This is a genomic window from Pseudarthrobacter sp. J1763 (assembly GCF_050490295.1).
Taxonomy (GTDB): domain Bacteria; phylum Actinomycetota; class Actinomycetes; order Actinomycetales; family Micrococcaceae; genus JBNPEO01.
In genome coordinates this window covers 233,692-246,943 of record NZ_JBNPEN010000001.1, presented here as the reverse complement: position 1 = coordinate 246,943, position 13,252 = coordinate 233,692, and the positions used below count along the sequence as shown (strand labels likewise).

The window sequence follows — 13,252 nt, the reverse complement described above, 5'->3', positions numbered from 1 at the left end:
CCTAAATCCTCTCCACCAGAGTTGCCACGCCCATACCGCCGCCGATGCACAGGGTGACCACCGCGCGTCGTTTGTTAGTCCGTTCCAGCTCATCCAGCACAGTGCCCAGAATCATCGCCCCCGTGGCACCGAGCGGGTGACCCATGGCGATGGCACCACCGTTGACGTTGAGCTGCTCGTCCGGAATACCCAAGTCCTTTTGGTACTTCAAGACGACAGACGCGAAGGCCTCGTTGATCTCGAACAGGTCAATGTCCTCCACACCGAGGCCTGCCTTCGCAAGGAGTTTTTTGGTAGCCGGAGTGGGGCCCGTGAGCATAATCGTGGGGTCGGCGCCGGACGTTGCGGTGGCCACAATCCGCCCTCGCGGCTTAAGACCTAGCCGCTCCCCAACTTCCGCGCTGCCCATCAGAACCAGCGCAGCGCCGTCGACAATTCCCGAGGAATTACCGGCAGTGTGCACGTGATCAATCGACTCCACGTGGTGGAACTTTTGAAGTGCGACGGCGTCAAAGCCACCAGCCGAGCCCATCACCTCAAACGCCGGCCGCAATGCGGCCTGAGATTCGGGAGTGGATTCAGGGCGCATGTGCTCGTCATGGTCCAACACCAGTAAGCCGTTTTGGTCCCTGACTGGGACCACTGAGTTCGCAAAGCGGCCCTCTGCCCAGGCCTGGGCGGCGAGCTTCTGCGAGCGCACCGCGTACGCATCAACGTCCTCGCGGGTGAACCCCTCCATGGTGGCGATCAAGTCGGCACCGATGCCCTGCGGAACAAAGTAAGCATCGTAGTTGGTGGCAGGGTCCATAGCCCAGGCTCCGCCGTCGGAACCGATCGGTACGCGAGACATAGACTCAACGCCACCGGCAATGATCAGCTGATCCCACCCGGAACGAACCTTTTGAGCCGCAATGTTTACAGCTTCCAATCCGGAGGCGCAGAACCTGTTGACTTGAACGCCGCCCACCGTGTCAGGCAACCCAGCAGCTAGCACGGCGGTCCGGGCAATGACTGCGCCTTGGTCCCCTACGGGTGAGACAACTCCCAGAATGAGGTCATCAATCAGAGTTTCGTCAAGGCCCGGGTTCCGTTCCCTCAGGGCGTTGATCAGCCCCACCACGAGGTCAATGGGTTTAGTCCCGTGGAGCGATCCCTTTTTGCCGCGTCCTCGCGGGGTACGGACTGCATCAAATACGTAGGCTTCTGGCGGCGTTGTTTCACTCATGGGTTTTCCTTCCACATCACAGCGAGCGGGCGATGAGTTCCTTCATAACTTCGTTGGCGCCGGCGAGAATCCGCAGCACCCGGTTGTCGGCGTACATTTCGGCAATGGGGTACTCGGTGGAGTACCCGTAGCCGCCAAAGAGTTGTAGGCAACGGTCCACTACCTCGGAGGTTTTGTCAGTGATCCAGTACTTGGCCATTGACGCGGTGGCCGCATCGAGGCCGCCGGTGGTGTGCCGGGTTATACAGTCATCGAGGAAAACCCGGTTTACGCGGGTGATAGTGGCGCATTCGGCGAGTTCAAAACGGGTGTTTTGGAGTTCAAAAAGTGGTTTGCCAAAGGCTTCACGGGTTTTGGTGTAGTCAAGCGTTGCCGCAACCGCTGCTTCGCTGATGGCTTGGGCCAGGATGGCCGTAATCAGCCGTTCTTGTGGAAGCTGGGTCATTAATTGATAGAAGCCCTGACCTTCCCGGCTGCCATTTTTCTCGGTACCCAGGATGTTTTCGGCTGGGACCCGGAGTCCGTCGAAGTACAGTTCCGAAGTGTCTTGGCCTTTCAGGCCCAGCTTGGCGAGTTTGCGGCCGCGGTTGAACCCGGGTGGGTTGTCGCCAACCTCTGCTACCAAAAGTGAGATTCCCTTGGCGCCCTGACTGGTATCGGTTTTGGCGGCGATGATCACCAGATCACACAGCTGACCGTTCGAGATGAAAATCTTGGATCCGCTGATAACGTACTCGTCACCCTCGCGAACGGCTTTGGTGGTGATCGCCTGCAGGTCGGATCCGGTGCCTGGCTCGGTCATGGCGATGGCGCCCACCCATTCGCCGCTGCAGATTTTGGGCAGCCAACGTTTTTTCTGTTCTTCACTGGCGTAGGCCAAGAGATAGTGGGCCACAATGCCTTCACTCACGGCGAACCCGAGGCTGCCGGCGCCTGCAGTAGTTTGCTCTTGGAGGAGCACGGCGAGGTTAGCGAAGGTGCCACCGCCGCCACCGTATTCCTCAGGAATGGACATACCGGAGAGTCCCAGCTCCCCTGCTCTGGCATAGAGTGCTTTGTCCGGGAATCCTTGGGCTTTGAACTTCTCCTCGAGCGGGGCTACCTCTTTGACGAAAAACGTTGCGGCCAGCTCGGCTACATCGCGGAGATCTTCATCGATCCATGCTGACGACGTCGGAGTTATTGACATACCGCCAATAGTGCAAGACTATTGACAGCACGTCAATAGCCGTCTTGAACTTTTCCCCTCGGCCCGGAAGGCTGCCCATGACTACAGAGATTTCGGCACCATACTCCTCCATCACTTATGAGGTCACGGAGCGTATTGCAACGCTGACCCTGAACCGGCCAGAAGCCCACAATGGATATACCCTAACCATGGCCAGCGAGCTAGAGCACGCCTTCAAAGCAGCCGACGCCGACCCCGAAGTTTTCGTCGTAATCCTCACCGCCGCCGGTAAAGACTTTTGTGTTGGCGCCGATCTGAGCGGCGGCGGCTTTGACGTGAATGAAAAATCAGCAGGCGACGACTGGCAAGAGCCCGCAGGGCGGTGCTCCAAAACGATCTATGGAATGAACAAACCGGTGATCGCAGCGCTACGAGGAATCGCCGTCGGGGGCGGGCTGACCATAACTCTCTCGTGCGATTTCCGCCTAGCCTCCCACGACTCCCGTTTTGGTTTCCCCTTCAGCCGCCGCGGCATCTTCCCCGAAGGCGGATCTACCTGGTACCTGCCCCGGCTCGTTGGCGTCACCCGGGCCTCAGACTGGATGCTCACGGGACGCATCTTCGGCGCCGAGGAAGCCCTAAGTGCCGGCCTAGTGACCTCGGTGCACGCGCCGGAAGACGTGCTTGGCGCCGCCAATGACCTGGCGCATGACCTCATAAAGAACACTTCTGAAGTGTCCAACGCCGTGATCAAGCAAATGCTCAACAGGCTCAGCGGCCTTGAAACCCCATATACAGCCCACAGTGTGGACTCACGACTCATTGCAGGACTCCCCACGCACCAAGACGCCGTGGAAGGTGTGAAGTCCTTCCTCGAAAAACGCCACCCGGACTTCCCTCTGAGTGTCCCGCAGGATCTTCCCGCGTGGCTTCCATGGATCGACGGCGAGCGGAGTTGATGAGCCCCACCCCAGCCGAAGCACCGCTTGCTGAACAGCGCCGTAGCCGCCTCTCCCCCGATGAGCGGCGGCAGCAGATCTTCGAATGCGCGCAGCGACTGTTTAATGAGCGCCCCTACGAGGACGTCTCGGCTACCGACATTGCCATTGAAGCCGGCGTGGCGCGCGGCCTGATCAACCACTATTTCGGGAACAAGCGCGGCCTGTACCTTGAGGTCATCAAAGTCAGCTCAACAGTTTCTGAGCTTGCCATGGCTCAATTGCCCAACAGCACACTGGCCGAGCGGATCGACAGTGCCGTGACGTGGTTTCTTGATTCAGTGCAAAAATCCGGCTCCACGTGGCTCCCGCTGGGATCTGGGGCGCTCGGGCGGGACCCTGAGCTTGAAGAAGTCCTGATTTCAGCCGAGAACGAGTCAATTGAGCTCCTAATGGAGGCGTGCGGCCTGGCTGATCGACGCGTCAACCAGCAAGAGATCCGGGCGCTCTTCCGTGTTTTTGCGCAGCTGGCTCGAAGCGGCGCCCGCGAATGGCTTTTGCGCAAGACCCTCACTCGCAGCCAAGTCCACGCGTTGCTGGCTGGCACACTCCAAACAATCGTCGAGGACGCAGTCCCTGCACTCTAGTTCCCGGGTTCTCGCTACATTTTTGGACATCCGCAGCCTGGATCGGCGCGCGAGTGTCCAATTTTGTAGCGCTGGTTAGAACAAAACGGCCCGGTCAGTGTTTCCACTGACCGGGCCGTTTCCTTGGTTGCGGGGACAGGATTTGAACCTGTGACCTCTGGGTTATGAGCCCAGCGAGCTACCGAACTGCTCCACCCCGCGTCGCAAGAACTAGTCTACCGCAGTGAAGCACAGGCAGATTACCGCCGTGCCACCGTGAAGTGCCACGGCGTAACCCCACCCCTGAACAATCGTCCTCAGACGCGAAAAAACCCGGAAGAAAATCTTCCGGGTTTTTTCTCATTGGTTGCGGGGACAGGATTTGAACCTGTGACCTCTGGGTTATGAGCCCAGCGAGCTACCGAACTGCTCCACCCCGCGTCGCAAGAACAACACTACCGGCTGGGAAACTTCAGGCCAAATCCTGGTGACGTGATCTGTGTCTCCCAGCCGGTGTGCCGCGTGTTTTAGCGGTTGTTCTACTTGTTACTTGGTGACGGTGACGCAGAGTCCGACGGCGTGGCCGACGGTAATGCGCTAGGGCTCGCCGTCGAAGTTGCAGCGGCGGCTGGGTCGAGCTTAGCCTCAGCGTCCATGGCCTTCTTCAGCGCCGCGTCCAACTTCTTTTGCTGCTCGCCATAGGCTGCGAAGTCGCCGGACTTCAACGCAGCTTGACCATCCTGAATAGCCTTATTGGCTTCATCAAGAGCAGCCTTCAGATCCCCCTTGGGATCCGCGTTGGGATTGGTAGTTGTTCCTGATGTCCCCGGCGCGGTGGGTGTCTTACCGTTGTTCGTAGCATCCCCCGCTGTTGCACCAGAGTCACCGCCGAAGAGCTGATCTAGGGCAGCGTCCAGGGTCGGAGCAAAACCAATCTTGTCACCGAAAGCAACAAGAACTCGCTGCAAGGTGGGGTACGCGGTGCTACCTGTTGACTTCAAGTACACCGGCTGGACATAGAGCAAACCACCACCCACTGGCAGAGTCAGTAGGTTTCCGTTGAGCACCTCGGAGGCGCCTTGACGCAAAAGGTTTAAGGCTTGGGAAACGGTGGGGTCTGAGTCAAAGCGGTTTTGTGCCTGGCCCGGCCCGGTGACTTGGGTATCCGTGGGCAGCTCCAGCAATTGCAGCTTGCCGTAGCTTTCTGCCTTCACCCCCTTGGTGGAACCGGCATCAGAATTAGCCGAGAGGAAGCCGTACAGAACGTTACGTGCGCTGTCTCCAACCACCTGAGGGATAAACGTGCTGGTGAGACGGAAAGCTGTTCCGGTTTCACCAGGCACTTGCAGTGACATGTAGTAAGGCGGCTGCTTGACCTGGTTGGCTGGATCCTTGACGGTGGGATCATTCGGTGTGGACCACGCATCGTTGTTGGTGTAGAAGCTATCCGGATCCGTTACGTGGTAGCGTCCCAAAAGCTCACGCTGAACCTTAAACAGATCCTCTGGGTAGCGGACGTGACTCATTAGATCAGCAGACATCTCCGAGTACGGCTTCACAGTGGTGGGGAAAACTTTCTGCCACGTCTTCAGTACGGGATCCTGATCGTCCCAGGCATACAAATCCACTGAGCCGTCGTATGCGTCAACGGTTGCCTTGACTGAGTTTCGAATGTAGTTCACGGACTCACCCGGAAGAGCCGCAACACGGCCGGCTGCAGTTTGGGAATCGCGGGTAGCGGAGTCCAACTCTTGCTGCTGGGAGTACGGGAAGTACGGGCTGGTGGTGTACCCGTCCACAATCCACTTCACACGACCATCAATGACGGCCGGGTAAGCATTCCCATCAATCGTCAAATACGGTGCAACTTTCTGAACACGTTCGCGAGGTGTGCGGTCATACAGGATCTGCGACTGCTCATTAACACCGTCAGAGAGCAGCAAGTCGGAGGACTGGAACTTCACAGCGTAAAGCAGTTTGTTGAACCAGTTACCTACGTTGGGGCCACCGTTTCCGTCGAAGGTGTTGAGGGTTTCACTAGTACCTTCGCGGCCAGCAGGCCGGTCTTGCTCGCGGTTCGGGGCGCCTTCAGGGGCTCCAACAATCGAGTAGCTGGGCGAGTTTTCGCCAAAGTAGATTCGCGGCTGGTAGCTCGTGTCATTGCCCAAAGCACCCGTGGAAGGAATGCCATACTGCAAAAATTCCGGCTTGCCGTCTGAGGTGAATTTGTTGCCCTTGGCGGCCACTACACCGTAACCGTGGGTGTAGACGATGTGCTGGTTGTACCAAGTCTGCTGTGAGGCGTTCAAACCGCTGGGGTTCAGCTCACGCACGGCAATGACGGTGTCTTGAACCTTGCCATCGATCTTGTAGCGGTCAACGTTCAGCGTCTGCGGGAACTGGTAGTACGGGCGGTATTGCTCAAGCTGGCTAAATGCCGAAGAAATCAGGTTGGGGTCTAGGAGCCGGATACTTGCAGCCGTCTCGGCGTCGCCGCGCAAAGCTCCGGCAGTCGCCGTCGTGGTGGCGTTGTACGGCTTAACGGAGACTTTATCCAAGCCGTAGGCCGAACGGGTCATCTCGATGTTGCGCTGGATATATTCCTTCTCCAACGTCCGCTCAGAGGGCCGCACCTGGAATTGCTGAATTGCCCACGGGTAGATGCCGCCGGCCAGGATTGCGGTGATGATCAACATGGCTGTACCGATCACCGGCAAACGCCAGCGGCCAATGACTGCGGCCACAATAAAGAGCACAGCAACAATCGCCGCGGCAATGGCCAAGATGGCCTTGGTGGGGATTACTGCCGAAACGTCCGCGTACAGGGCTCCAGCCCAACGGCCCGGGTTGGCATTAAGGACTGCACTATAACGGTCCAGCCAGAAATTCGCGGCGAGCAACAACAAAAAGAGCGCACCGGCAACGGACAGGTGAATCTGTGCTGTGCGGCTGGTGAAAATGCCGCGTTCTTGCAGGCGAATCGCGCCATACAAGTAGTGCGTCAGGAGTCCGGCAATCGTGGAGATGACCACAACGCTGATCAAAAAACCCACTAAAAAGCCCAAGAACGGCAGTGTCATGAGGTAAAAACTAATATCCAAGTGGAACTGCGGATCTTGCTGACCAAAGGGAACTTGGTTGATAAACATCAAAACGCGCTGCCATTGAGCCGCTGCAGCACTACCGGCAAACAGTCCAAAGAGTGCAGGAACACCAATCATCACTGCCCGGCGGATGGGTTCCAGCTGTGCCTGGTAGCGGTTCAGATTGTCCTGAATGCTCGAATCAGGCGCGTAGACCGGGCGTGACCGGTAAGCAATGCGGATCGAGAAAAACACTGCCAAGAACATCAGCGCGAACCCCACCAAGAAGGTCAGGATGCGGGAGATATTCTCGGTCAAAAATACGGAAATGAATCCCAATTGCTGATACCACAAAACGTCAGTCCAGATATTGGCGAAGAAGATAAATGCCACTACCAGCACCGCAACAACAATGAGGGTGGGAACTAGAGCCCCCCTTCGCGCGCGTTGATATGCGGGACCTGCGGGGCTGGCGTCTCTAGACAAGCTAGCTACCTCTTAGTGATGTGAGTGCCTTGCGCGCGGCCGCGCGCAACAAGCGGTGATGATAATTCGGGTACTTATGGCACGAGCCAAGAGCCCGCTAAGTTCCCACACCGTCAGTCTAGTTCGCTGAGCAACTTGGCAAAGCGGAAGTGTCCTTACCTTCTCCAGCAAGTCGAACTGCGTCCCGCGCCTCAGCCAAGGTCTCGACCTTGACCACTTGGAGCCCATCCGGGACGTGCCCCACAACGTCATTGCAGTTTGCTGCCGGTGCCAAAAACAGCGTTGCGCCTTGGTCGCGAGCGCCGTGCATCTTCTGGGCAATTCCGCCGATCGCGCCCACTTTGCCGTCCGGGGTGATGGTTCCGGTGCCGGCGACGAATTTCCCGCCAGTCAGCTCGCCCGGGGTGATGGTGTCAATCAGGCCAAGCGCAAACATCATTCCGGCGCTTGGCCCACCGACCTGGTCCAGACTGAACTTCACGTCAAAGGGGAACGTGAACTTGTACTCAAGCCCAATGCCCAGCAGGTAGCGGCCCTCAGAATTGCGGGTTGGCGTCACTTGAGCTGTGACATTTTTTCCGCCGCGAAGTACGACGACGGTTGCTGGCATTCCGGCGCCGGCTGCCAGCGCGTCTTGCACAACTTTCAGGGTGGTCACGTTGTGACCGTCAACGCTGAGCAGTTGATCCCCCACCGCCAGTTTTGATTGCGAAGGCGAGTTTTCCGAGAACCCAGCAACAATCAAGTTTTGCTTATAGGTGATCGCCAGCTCAGAGAGTGCGGCCGCCGTCGCATTTTCTTGTGAGGTGGACATGGCCACGGCACTTTCTTGGTCCGACTGCTCTTTCGTGACGCCGGAGGGGTAGATCATTTCCTGCGGGTACACAGCTTTGGCTGGATCCAACCAAGCTTGCAAGGCTTCCAAGATCGATACCGGACCGTTGGGGCCGCCGCTGACGTAGACGGTGGTCAGGTTGAGGTTTCCAGAGGTGGGGTAAGACTCGTGACCGGTGACTGAAATGACCGATTTGGTGCCATCTTTACCGAGGGTATTAAAGGTGGGGCCTGGCGATTCCACCACGTAAGGCACTGGTACCACTGCCGCGACGATGCCCAACACAACCGCCACTGCGCCGGTCACCAACATGGCCGTAAACCTGCGGTCCCGCTTGGTGTACGGAGCATTGTTGGCGTCCGGAGCATCAAGGTGATTACTCAGCTGTGTCATGGGGCCTTTCCCTGGCGAAACTTTAACTCTGTGTTTTTACCTGCCCCGCTGCTGACCGCTGCGGATCATAGAGGTGTACCCGGACGCGAGGAGTGTTGTGAACAGATTACGCGGTGCTCATGAATTGTTGGGCCGCCGGTGACTTCACACAGGCCAGCTCACGGCATATTCCATGGACATTCACAGTCTGGAGCCCAGCATATTTGCCTATAGCGAAACCGGCCGCTCGCTGGCAGACACGCAGCAGTGCGCCGGAGTACGGTGAAGGTCGAAGCAGCTCGAAAACAGATCGGCGGAGCCATGACCTCGAATCCCAGCACCCCTTCAAATGGTGACGAACCCCAAGACCCGCTTGCTGAAATGCTGGCGAATCTTTTAGGCGGTCAAGGCATGAACGGGTTGGACGCTGCCGAAATTGCCAAAGCAACGGGCCTCCCCAATGACCCTGCCCTGCTGCAGCAGATGTTCGCGCAGGTGCAGGCCATGATGAGCGCACCGGCCGAAGGGCCAGTGAACTGGACGCTCGCCCATGAAAATGCTCGACGCGCGGCCGCTGGCACTTCGGATCCTTCGGTCACTAGCCTGCAAAGCCGAGAGGTGGACGAGGCACTGCGCCTTGCCGAGCTTTGGCTTGATGCCGTCACCGACCTTCCGTCAACGGGTCTGATTGGGCGAGCATGGTCCCGCGCTGAGTGGGTGGAAGAGACCATGGGGACGTGGAAGCGCCTCACCGAACCGGTAGCTAACAGCATTGCCAACGCTCTCTCCAACGCGATGACCGAGCAGATGCCGGAACACATGAAGTCCGCCATGGGCGGGGCATCCTCGATGCTGAACAACATGGGCGGTGCCATTTTTGGTATGCAGTTGGGCCAAGCCATTGGTGCGCTCTCCACCGAAGTTGTGAGCTCAACGGACGTTGGTGTCCCCCTGGCTGACCTAGAAATGGCTCTACTCCCGGCCAACGTGACCAAATTTGGTGAGGGCTTGGAGCTGCCTGAAGGCGACATTCGTTTATTCTTGGCGGTTCGAGAAGCCGCACACGCCCGCCTGTTTGTGCACGTCCCGTGGTTGCGCGGCCATTTGCTGGGTGCCATTGAGGAATACGCACGCGGCATCCACATCGACACTTCACGCATCGAAGAGCTAGCCCGCGAGCTTGATCCTTCGAATCCTGAAGGCATCCAAGAAGCGCTCTCGCAAGGCGTCTTTATGCCGCAGCGAACGCCTGCGCAGGAACAAGCCCTCGCTAAGCTCGAAACCGCTTTGGCGCTGGTTGAGGGTTGGGTGGACGAGCTCACCGCTGCCGCAACCCACAATGTGTTGCCTTCCGCTGCGGCCCTGCGCGAGACGGCTCGTCGTCGCCGGGCAACGGGTGGTCCGGCCGAGCACGCTTTTGCTTCGCTCGTGGGCCTTGAACTCCGTCCGCGGCGACTGCGCGAGGCTGCCGCCTTGTGGTCTTCGCTCAAGGACGAACGCGGCGTGGAAGGCCGCGACGCTATTTGGAAACACCCAGATTTGCTGCCGACTGCCGAGGACCTTGATGATCCCACAGGTTTTGCCGCTCGACGCACACTGGCCGAAGCGTCTGATAGCGAAGTCGACGACGCGCTGGAGAAGTTGCTTGCCGGCGGCTTTGACGAGCCAGACTCTGGTGACGAACCGGCGCCGGATTCATCCCCAAAGTAGTTCGCATTTGTGGTTGTTCTCAGCGCTGAGAACAACCACAAATGTCAGTCAGGCGGGCAGCCGCGATTGGGCAAAGGCAACACCCTCGAGGAATGCTTTAGCTCGCTCGGTATGCGGGTAAGCGTCCACCAACCGCCAAAAAACAGGCCCGTGCGAAGACACCAATAAATGTGCCAGCTCGTGCACCATCACGTAGTCCTGTACCCAGCCTGGCATGGGTTGCAACTTGTCTGACAGACGAATACTGCCGTCCGCCGGTGTTGCCGAACCCCAACGCGAATTCTGATTACTCACCCACCGCACGCTCGAGGGCACAGCCTTAGCCCCCAAATACTGTCTGGACAGCTCCGTGGCGCGTTGCATCAACTCATCGTCGCTCCGCGGAGAACGCTTGGCGCCTGCACCACGTCCTTGCCCGCGCTGTTGCAACTTGGGCACCATTTTTTGCACCCAGTCGGCCTCTTGAGCTGGTGTAAAGTGCGCCGGAATAGCCACCACAGCCGTTCCCTGCTCCCAAAATGCAGAGACGGTACGCTGGCGCCGGGTTGACCGGCGGACCTCCACGGTAACGCCGCTGAAGTCAGTCACCAGCTGCTGAGGTTGCGCCGAACGGCGCCGGCCCAAACCTTTCACGCCGCCGGCCCCGCCACCGACCGTGCAAGCACAGCGAGCACCGCTTCCCCGTAGCGTTCGAGCTTGGAGGGCCCCACCCCGGCCACGGGAGCGAGCTGTTCCATAGTGAGCGGACGTGCCTCAGCAATTGCCGTCAACGTTGCATCAGTGAACACCACGTACGCCGGAACGTCAGATTCGGAGGCCACTCCTCGGCGCCATTCACGCAACGCTTCAAAGGTGTGTTCTTCGTAGCTAGGCGGGCAGTTTGAACAGCGGCCCACTTTCCGTTCAGCGCCTGTGGTGAGCATACTTCCGCAGACCTTGCACGACGCCGGAACTGCAGCTTTGCGCCGCATGGATACTTTGCTTCCACGCACCGTGGAGGTGGTCACTGAGCCGGGACGCAAGCCGTCCAAAAAGCGGGATGGTTTACGGTTGGCTCGTCCGCCGGGTGTTCGGGCTGTGGACCATGACAGCGACAAGAATTCTCGAGCACGTGTGATGCCTACATACAGCAAACGCCGTTCCTCATCCACTGACGCTGCAGAATCGGCGAAGGAGATGGGCATCAGCCCCTCGCTCAATCCCACCAAAAATACTGCGTCCCATTCCAGCCCCTTGGCCGCGTGCAGTGAAGCCAAAGTCACGCCTTGAACGGTGGGGGCATGTTGGGAGACGGATCGGTCTTGAAGCTCAGCCACAAAAGCCATCAAGCCAAACTCAGGGCCACGATTGGCACTGAGTTCATCAGCCAAAGACACCAAAGCGGCAAGGGATTCCCAGCGCTCCCGGGTGGCACCGCCGGAGGCTGGAGCTTTGTCCGCGTAGCCGAGGCTGCTGAGAACGTCACGCACTATTTGGCCAAGCTGGAGAGCGGCGTCTTCTTCCACAGCCCGCGATGCTGCCCGCAATTGCAGGATGGCATCACGCACTTCCCTGCGAGCAAAGAACCGCTCTCCACCACGGAGCTGGTAGCCGATTCCGGCCGAAGCCAGGGCTTGTTCGTAAGCTTCGGATTGGCCGTTGGTACGGAAGAGGATTGCAATCTCGCTGGGTTTGGTCCCTGCTGTCATCAGTTCTTTGATCTTGGCCGCAGCCATGGCTGCTTCAGCTTCGTCATCCGGGCATTCGGTAAAGACTGGCCCGGGTCCTTGCGGACGTTGGGCTTTCAACTGCAAGGGTTTAGCCCAAGCAGCGTCAGCTGTGGGGCCACCGCTGGGGCGAGCAGCGAGGAGTTCGTTGGCCAGCTTCACCACTTGCGGGGTGGACCGGTAATCGCGGACCAACTGGACCACTTTGGCGTCAGGGAACGTCTTGGGAAATTCCAAGAGGTGGCGTGAGGTGGCGCCCGTGAAGGAGTAAATAGTCTGGCTCGAGTCCCCCACAACACACAGCTCTTGCCTGCCGCCTAGCCACAAATCGAGGAGCTTTTGTTGCAGCGGCGAAACGTCTTGGTATTCGTCCACAACAAAGTGCCGGTACTGTTCACGAACCGTGGCCGCTACCTTCTGATCCTCTTGCAAGATGCCCACTGTGATCAGTAGAACGTCTTCAAAGTCGATCAGATTTCGGTCAGTTTTGAGGTCTTCATAGGCCTGAAAAACCCTCGAGACGGTGCGGATATCAAAACCGCCAGGTTCTCCCCGGTCCGCAGCACGATCTGCGTAATTGCCCGGGGTGAGCATCGATACTTTGGCCCACTCAATTTCAGAGGCTAAGTCGCGCACGGTGGCACGGTCCGTTGAGAGGCGGAGCCGGCGCGCTGACTCGGTGATCAGCTGCGCTTTGTGGTCAACCAGTGCCGGCAATTCGCCGCCAATGGCTTGGGGCCAGAAGAACTGCAATTGCCGCAATGCAGCTGCGTGGAAGGTCCTCGCTTGGACGTTCCCCACACCAAGGTCGCGCAACCGGCTGCGCATTTCCGCTGCGGCCCGGGCCGTGAAGGTCACGGCCAAGAGCCGCTGAGGCTGGTAGACGCCTGTGTGGACACCATAAGCGATCCGGTGGGTAATGGCCCGGGTTTTTCCTGTACCAGCACCTGCCAGAACACACAAGGGACCGGTCAAGGCGGTGGCCACCTCGCGTTGTTCGGCATCCAGCCCGCCCAGGATCCGTTCCTCGAGGGAGAGTGAGTCGTCAAATGCTGGTGTAGTCAAGGGCGCCGTTCTAGATTGCTGCAGTTGTTCTGGGTCTT

At 58.6% G+C, this 13,252-nt stretch carries 9 protein-coding genes and 2 tRNA genes; 3 read left to right on the top strand and 8 right to left on the bottom strand.

All coding sequences use genetic code 11. The features are described 5' to 3' along the window. Nucleotide 1 precedes the first annotated feature (1 nt). Both ACQQCD_RS01220 and ACQQCD_RS01215 read right to left on the bottom strand, forming a co-directional pair. Complete coding sequence (locus ACQQCD_RS01220) at nt 2-1,225, bottom strand: acetyl-CoA C-acetyltransferase (protein WP_430266567.1); 1,224 nt, start codon at nt 1,223-1,225, stop codon at nt 2-4. 16 nt (nt 1,226-1,241) lie between these two features. Further along, nucleotides 1,242-2,414, bottom strand: coding sequence for an acyl-CoA dehydrogenase family protein (locus ACQQCD_RS01215; protein WP_430266566.1), 1,173 nt, complete (start codon nt 2,412-2,414; stop codon nt 1,242-1,244). Nucleotides 2,415-2,491: 77 nt separating this feature from the next. Here ACQQCD_RS01215 and ACQQCD_RS01210 point away from each other — a divergent pair, with 77 nt between their 5' ends. Together ACQQCD_RS01210 and ACQQCD_RS01205 are read left to right on the top strand one after the other, a co-directional pair. Then, nucleotides 2,492-3,352, top strand: coding sequence for an enoyl-CoA hydratase-related protein (locus tag ACQQCD_RS01210; RefSeq protein WP_430266565.1), 861 nt, complete (start codon nt 2,492-2,494; stop codon nt 3,350-3,352). Continuing rightward, nucleotides 3,352-3,978, top strand: a complete 627-nt coding sequence (locus ACQQCD_RS01205) for a TetR/AcrR family transcriptional regulator (protein WP_430266564.1) — start codon at nt 3,352-3,354, stop codon at nt 3,976-3,978. Before ACQQCD_RS01210 ends, ACQQCD_RS01205 begins: the two co-directional genes overlap by 1 nt. A gap of 124 nt (nt 3,979-4,102) precedes the next feature. On the opposite strand, the gene ACQQCD_RS01200 is transcribed toward ACQQCD_RS01205, so the two are convergent. The 4 genes from ACQQCD_RS01200 to ACQQCD_RS01185 form a co-directional block, all read right to left on the bottom strand. Then, nucleotides 4,103-4,179: transfer RNA gene (locus ACQQCD_RS01200), tRNA-Met, on the bottom strand. 142 nt (nt 4,180-4,321) lie between these two features. Further along, nucleotides 4,322-4,398, bottom strand: a tRNA-Met gene (locus ACQQCD_RS01195). A 98-nt stretch (nt 4,399-4,496) separates the two neighbouring features. Further along, nucleotides 4,497-7,526: a UPF0182 family protein gene (locus tag ACQQCD_RS01190; RefSeq protein ID WP_430266563.1), complete on the bottom strand. Its 3,030-nt coding sequence runs from the start codon at nt 7,524-7,526 to the stop codon at nt 4,497-4,499. Between the two features lie 118 nt (nt 7,527-7,644). Continuing rightward, nucleotides 7,645-8,754: a YlbL family protein gene (locus tag ACQQCD_RS01185; RefSeq protein ID WP_430266562.1), complete on the bottom strand. Its 1,110-nt coding sequence runs from the start codon at nt 8,752-8,754 to the stop codon at nt 7,645-7,647. Nucleotides 8,755-9,054: 300 nt separating this feature from the next. On the opposite strand from ACQQCD_RS01185, the gene ACQQCD_RS01180 reads away from it, so the two are divergent. Then, the gene (locus ACQQCD_RS01180; RefSeq protein ID WP_430266726.1) at nt 9,055-10,443 is read left to right on the top strand and encodes a zinc-dependent metalloprotease; all 1,389 of its coding nucleotides are present in this window, start codon (nt 9,055-9,057) and stop codon (nt 10,441-10,443) included. A gap of 48 nt (nt 10,444-10,491) precedes the next feature. On the opposite strand, the gene ACQQCD_RS01175 is transcribed toward ACQQCD_RS01180, so the two are convergent. Together ACQQCD_RS01175 and ACQQCD_RS01170 are read right to left on the bottom strand one after the other, a co-directional pair. Further along, a complete protein-coding gene (locus tag ACQQCD_RS01175) occupies nt 10,492-11,031 on the bottom strand; it encodes a M48 metallopeptidase family protein (RefSeq protein ID WP_430266561.1) in 540 nt (179 codons plus the stop codon). 41 nt (nt 11,032-11,072) lie between these two features. Then, entirely contained in the window at nt 11,073-13,214 is a 2,142-nt protein-coding gene (locus ACQQCD_RS01170; RefSeq protein WP_430266560.1) for an ATP-dependent DNA helicase UvrD2, read from the bottom strand. Nucleotides 13,215-13,252: the final 38 nt, after the last annotated feature.

What these genes read in the sequence shown, in the direction of transcription:
- ACQQCD_RS01220 (WP_430266567.1), bottom strand. Translation starts at nt 1,225, where the DNA reads ATGAGTGAAACAACGCCGCCAGAAGCCTACGTATTTGATGCAGTCCGT.
- ACQQCD_RS01210 (WP_430266565.1), top strand. Translation starts at nt 2,492, where the DNA reads ATGACTACAGAGATTTCGGCACCATACTCCTCCATCACTTATGAGGTC.
- ACQQCD_RS01180 (WP_430266726.1), top strand. Translation starts at nt 9,055, where the DNA reads ATGACCTCGAATCCCAGCACCCCTTCAAATGGTGACGAACCCCAAGAC.
- ACQQCD_RS01215 (WP_430266566.1), bottom strand. Translation starts at nt 2,414, where the DNA reads ATGTCAATAACTCCGACGTCGTCAGCATGGATCGATGAAGATCTCCGC.
- ACQQCD_RS01205 (WP_430266564.1), top strand. Translation starts at nt 3,352, where the DNA reads ATGAGCCCCACCCCAGCCGAAGCACCGCTTGCTGAACAGCGCCGTAGC.
- ACQQCD_RS01185 (WP_430266562.1), bottom strand. Translation starts at nt 8,754, where the DNA reads ATGACACAGCTGAGTAATCACCTTGATGCTCCGGACGCCAACAATGCT.